Origin of the sequence: Hypericibacter sp., assembly GCF_050729195.1 — a bacterium.
GTDB lineage: Bacteria > Pseudomonadota > Alphaproteobacteria > Dongiales > Dongiaceae > Hypericibacter.
On record NZ_JBOHKS010000259.1, the window covers coordinates 1 to 5120 of the forward strand.

A 5120-nucleotide genomic window follows, 5' to 3' on the forward strand; every position below is an offset into this window, starting at 1 on the left:
ACGGTATCGTTGCCGCCATCGAGCGTGTCATTGCCGCTGCCGCCACTGATCGTATCGGCGCCGGCATGCCCGTCGATGCTGTCACTGCCACCATTGCCGTTGATCTGATCCGGCCCCCCATAGCCAAAGAGCGTATCGGCCTGGTTGGTGCCGTCGACCTTGATCTGGACGAGGTTGGAGATTTCACCGGTAACGGCATCGACCGCCGCAATCACGCCGACGCCGGCGGCATAGAACTTGTGCTCCAGCGCTCCGGGTTCGACCACGGAGGTCTCGGCGGTTTTCAACAGATGATCGAACGAGCCGTAAGGGACGCTGGTTGAGTCGGTCAGGCTCTGGACTTGCGCGTGGTCCTGGGCGACTGGAAATGCGTTTTCCTGGTCATATTGGTTGCCGACCTTAGGGTGCGCCTCCATAATGATACCGGGCGTGGCACCGTTGACACCGGCATGCCAGGAACCCGAGGTGTCGACATGGCCGTTCTCAAACGCCTTGGCATCCTCGCCGAAGTACCAGACATTGCCGGCTTTATCCTGCGCAAAATAGTCGAGGGTGTTCTCCGCCAGAACGCCGTCAGTGACCGTCACGTCCCTGACCACGACACAGGTCACGCCATCGAGCACTTTGGTCTGGTGAGTGACCTGGAAACTGTCGATCGAACGCCCATCGGGGCTCTCCGACACGAATGTCGCGCCAAGCTCTAATGTCATGAACGGATTGTCGATGAAGTTGACGAAGTCGGCGGGATTGATGGCCGTGTTCACGGTCGCGGAATCGTGGGGAATCAGGTTCGGCAAGGTCTTAGACATTGTTGAAGCCTCCTGTGGTGGGTTTCCCCCTGTTCAGTGCCCCGTTGCCGGCGTCGTGGCGTGACGAGATGGAAGTGGCCGCGATACGACGCCATTCGACGATCGATGCGACGAAGATTTCGCGTTGTCGCATTTCCTTCACGGCACTCGATCCCATCCGATCGAGCCGGGAAGATAGTCCTGCGGGGGATCGACCTCGACCCGTGGCAAATTGAGAGCCTACGGGGATGTCATAGAAAACCAGGTCAGCAATGGTCACACCTCCGCGCCCAGCGATCGACCTGTGTCGCATGGCTGGAGCGGCGGCTGACCGGCCAGGGCCGAGAATCTATCCAGCAAAAACTTAGAGGATGCTTAGAGAGACGCTCATCGGATCGGGGGTTGGGCTCTCAATCGCAACGTCACGTCAATTGACACGACGCTGCCATATCATGCCGCCAGCGATCAGGAGCGGCAGACCGATCGCGATCGGCAGCACGCGGTTGGATTCGACCACGGGCTTCTGCCGCACGGTGAAATCGGCAAAGGGGCTGGCAACGAGGCCCGCGCCATTGCGGCTCGTCGCACTGACCAGGACGCGATAGCTACCGGCTTGAATGAGCCGCATGGGCCAATCCGTGCTCAGCGATTGCCCCGGCGCCAGTGACGCGGCGGTCACCGCCTTCTGCGCGCTCCAATCCTCGAGATCGACGGGTTGCTCGGCGCCCTGGTCGATCCGGATCAGGCTGATCCAGACGATCAGCCCCTCGGCCGCGGCGGCACCATCGTTCCGGATCTGGGTGTGGAAGATCAGATTGTCGCCCATCTGTGCGGATCGAGGGTTCGTGGCGTCCGGCACCAGATCGATATGCAGCATGTCGGTCGCGGATGCCGGCGGAATCTGCAGGCCCATCGCCACAAGAACCCAGAACAGAACCTTCATCGGATATCTCCTACCTTGCCAGGCGCCGGAAGCCGGCATGGGCCAGCCAGAGTGTTGCCGCCATCCAGGCCAACGCGACCAGGAAGTGGAGCCACTGCGCGAACACGGACTCTGAATCGATGATCACGGCGTCATAGCCATTGGCCGCCGCCGAAAACGGATTGATCGCATCGAAGATTTGCCCCACCGCCGACTGGCGTAAGCCGGGTCCGAGAAGGAGCGGGCTGGCGCAGAGCAGCAGAAAGATCATGCCGCCGAGCAGCCCCGATCGCGCCGATGCGAGCCAGCTGCCGAGCGCCAGGCCGAGAAAGCCGTAGCCGAGCACGACCGGCGTTCCCAGCAGCGCCAGGGCGAGCGCGCCTTGTATCAGGTTCTGGCCCGTGCTGCCGACGGCCCAGAGATAGGGCAGCGCCAGGACATACATGACGATCCAGGCGATCGCGACGCCGCCGAGTTTGCCGAGCAGGATCTGGGCGCGCGGCACGGGGGCGAGGAGGAGGGGGACGAGACTCCCTCGCTCCCGTTCGCCGCCGACGCTGTCGACGCCGACCAGAATGGCAAGAAGTGCGCCCAGGGCGGTGACGATGGCCGCCATGTCATAGACGACTTGCGCGTTGTCCAGCAGGCTCAGTTCCGCATCGCCGACCAGCAGGAGCGCGAAGCTGGAGAGAGCGACGGCCATGGCCAGGAGCCACAGCAGCCCGCGCTGGCTCAGCAGAAGTTCGCCCGCTTCCTTGCGCGCGATCAGGATCGTCGGGTTCATGCTGCTCTTCGCTCGGTCAGCCCGAAATAGACATCTTCGAGCCCGCCGCCTTCGCGCTGAATCTCGGTGATGGGCCAGCCCCGACGCATGAGCTCGCTCCAGGCCCGTTCCGTCTTCAGACCGGAACCGATATCGACCAGGCAGAAATCGACGCCGCGAGCGACCATGGCGATGGGCAGGCTTTCCGGCAGTTCGGCCGGCGGTTTTCCCGCCAAGCGCAGCCTGAACCGCGTGGTCCTCCCTGTTTTCTGGATCAGCTCGTCGATCGAACCTTCGGCCACGGTCCGGCCCTGGACGATGATGCCCACCCTGTCGCAAAGCCGTTCGACGTCGTCGAGCAGATGCGTGCAGAGCAGGATGCCGACACCGCGGCGCGAAAGGCCCAGCAGGATATCGTGGACTTCGCGACGGCCTCGGGGATCGAGCCCGTTGGTCGGCTCGTCGAGCACGAGAAGGGCGGGGTTCGCGATCATGGCGCGCGCGAGACCGAGACGCTGCCGCATGCCGTGCGAGAAAGTGTCGATCCTTTGCCTGGGGCGGGGCTCCAGCGCCACGTTTGCCAATCGTTCCTGCAGTTCTCGGTCGCTGCTGCTTCTTCCGTGAAGTCGATCGAAGAAGCGAAGATATTCGAGGGCCGTCATCCAGCTATAGAACCCGTTCTGCTCGGGCAGCGCGCCGAGGCGACGATGGACGCTGGCGGCGTCTCGCGAGGGGTCCTTCCCGAAGATCCGCACTTGGCCTGCGTCCGGCAGGAGCAGCCCCAGCGCCGCCGCGATCGTCGTGCTCTTGCCTGCGCCGTTGGGACCCAAAAGGCCATAGATTTCACCGGCATCGAGCGTTAGCTGCACGTCATGCAGGATGGCGACGCCACCGAGGCTCACTCGGAGCGACGAGATTTCGACAAGCATGAACGCCTGACTCCTGCCGGGATGTCCGACCCATCGGTCGCGCTCGGCAATGTGGCGTCGGACCGCCTTGCCAATGTCGGCGTTCCGGTGGCGCAAGAAGAATCAGTGCCAGGCTGCTGGTGGGGTAGCGAACCTGCCGGGAATCTATCGAGCGGAGACTTAGAGGAGACTTAGAGGAAACCCGATTTCGCCAGCAGAGCGAGGCGATCACATCGACGGAGCCACGACGATCGGCAGCGACGGCTCCGCTTCGCTCGCGATCAGCGCCGCCACGCGTGCCTGGAGCTTCCAGAGATAGCGGTCATGGATGCCGAGGTCTTCGAGATGGGCCACGGTGTGCATCAGATATTCGGCGCCCGATCCCCAATGGCCGCAAGCCTTGGCGAGGATGGCGGCGGTTTCCTCCAGGGTGTGATCGCCGGCATAGTTGCCGGACCTATGATCGACCGTGAAGGCGAGCGCCGTCATGCGTTTGCCGTCGCTGGTCACGGGGACCCAGCGCGGGCAATTGGCCGGCGGCTTGACGCTGATCTCCCGGCGCAGCAGCTGCTCGACGCGCGCTGCGGCATGCGCGGCCGGCAGCCGCTGAACCACGCCGGCAGGAGCCGCCGCGATCGAGCCCCATCATCAGCCCCGGGCATTCCGGCGCGCCGCGAAAACGGACCAGACGCAGGCAGACTCCACAAATGGAAGACGAAGCTGGGCCAGATCCGGAGGAAGACGCCGGAAGAATTGCTGGACGAGGAGAAGAAGAAGCTGCGGAACGAGCTGATGGATCTGCCGGAGATCGTCATCCTCCAGCTGGTCTATCAGCAGAAGGCCTATGAGGGACACGCCAAGGATTACGAGCTCTCCGACACCTCGATGCGGGAGCATTGGCAGAGCGGCTATGAGGACACCAAGGTCACACTAAAGAAGAAGGCATGGATGGAGATGCGGCCGGAAGGCGCCGGCTGCATCGTGCACGACGTGCACCGGCAGGAAGATTGATATCCTGCGGAGGGGGCGTCGGGCAGATGCCGCCCTCCGCAGGTGCCCGGTCTTCAGCCGTCAGGTCGTCAGATGGACGGTCACGTCGTCGTTCACCACGGCATAGACGTTGCCGCCAGGGCTCTGAGACGCGTAGACGTGATAGTCATGGGGGGCGTTGCTGGCGTCGATCGAATTCCAGAACGCGCCATTGAGCGTGAGCTGATCGCCACTGTCGCCATTGACGCGAACCGCGGCCCCTTTACCGGGGGCATGCTCGCCGGCGATCGTCGGGGCAAACGTCCCGTCGCCCAGATCGAGGACGTCGTTCACGTTCAAGGTCAGGGAGCCGTTGCCTTGGCCATCCTTCATGGACAGGGTCTCGATCCCGTGGATGCGTGCACTGACAGCGGGCTGAGTCAGATCGAGGCTTCCGTTGAACTGTAGCACATCGCCCTGATGGACTCTCAGGTCGTGCCCTATCTGATCGCCGCCGTCGATCGTGCCGAACCCGGTGTTGTCGAACAGCCGAACGGTATCGTCGCCGTTCCCGCCTGCCGCCTGATCGGCGGTGCGGGTCAGAAGCAGGTCGTTGCCTGACCCGCCGTCGAGGTGATCGCCCACGGTATCGTTGCCGCCATCGAGCGTGTCATTGCCGCTGCCGCCACTGATCGTATCGGCGCCGGCATGCCCGTCGATGCTGTCACTGCCACCATTGCCGTTGATCTGATCCGGCCCCCCATAGCCAA

General features: G+C 63.4%; 6 protein-coding genes and 1 pseudogene. 1 reads left to right on the forward strand and 6 read right to left on the reverse strand.

What is annotated here, in order from left to right; translation table 11 throughout:
- From ACREE8_RS20675 to ACREE8_RS20695, 5 genes and pseudogenes are all read right to left on the reverse strand, one after another.
- Window positions 1-809 (reverse strand): annotated as a pseudogene (locus ACREE8_RS20675) (hypothetical protein); the annotation flags it as partial.
- Between the two features lie 406 nt (window positions 810-1215).
- Entirely contained in the window at window positions 1216-1731 is a 516-nt protein-coding gene (locus tag ACREE8_RS20680; protein WP_431574906.1) for a hypothetical protein, read from the reverse strand.
- A gap of 10 nt (window positions 1732-1741) precedes the next feature.
- Window positions 1742-2494 (reverse strand): ABC transporter permease, encoded by a 753-nt coding sequence (locus tag ACREE8_RS20685; RefSeq protein WP_431574907.1) that lies wholly within the window; start codon window positions 2492-2494, stop codon window positions 1742-1744.
- Complete coding sequence (locus ACREE8_RS20690; RefSeq protein ID WP_431574908.1) at window positions 2491-3402, reverse strand: ABC transporter ATP-binding protein; 912 nt, start codon at window positions 3400-3402, stop codon at window positions 2491-2493. The genes ACREE8_RS20685 and ACREE8_RS20690 overlap by 4 nt, the downstream gene beginning before the upstream one ends.
- A 207-nt stretch (window positions 3403-3609) precedes the next feature.
- A complete protein-coding gene (locus ACREE8_RS20695; RefSeq protein ID WP_431574909.1) occupies window positions 3610-3996 on the reverse strand; it encodes a gamma-glutamylcyclotransferase in 387 nt (128 codons plus the stop codon).
- On the opposite strand from ACREE8_RS20695, the gene ACREE8_RS20700 reads away from it, so the two are divergent.
- Window positions 3970-4392 carry a DUF3734 domain-containing protein gene (locus tag ACREE8_RS20700; protein WP_431574910.1) on the forward strand — a complete coding sequence of 141 codons (423 nt, stop codon included), beginning with the start codon at window positions 3970-3972 and terminating at the stop codon, window positions 4390-4392. The genes ACREE8_RS20695 and ACREE8_RS20700 overlap by 27 nt on opposite strands.
- A 60-nt stretch (window positions 4393-4452) precedes the next feature.
- Here ACREE8_RS20700 and ACREE8_RS20705 read toward each other — a convergent pair.
- Window positions 4453-5120, reverse strand: a 668-nt coding sequence (locus tag ACREE8_RS20705; RefSeq protein WP_431574911.1) for a calcium-binding protein, incomplete at its 5' end; no start/stop codon positions are given.

Coding starts and splice junctions, on each gene's coding strand:
- ACREE8_RS20680 (WP_431574906.1), bottom strand. CDS start 1,731: ATGAAGGTTCTGTTCTGGGTTCTTGTGGCGATGGGCCTGCAGATTCCG.
- ACREE8_RS20700 (WP_431574910.1), top strand. CDS start 3,970: ATGCGCGGCCGGCAGCCGCTGAACCACGCCGGCAGGAGCCGCCGCGAT.
- ACREE8_RS20690 (WP_431574908.1), bottom strand. CDS start 3,402: ATGCTTGTCGAAATCTCGTCGCTCCGAGTGAGCCTCGGTGGCGTCGCC.
- ACREE8_RS20685 (WP_431574907.1), bottom strand. CDS start 2,494: ATGAACCCGACGATCCTGATCGCGCGCAAGGAAGCGGGCGAACTTCTG.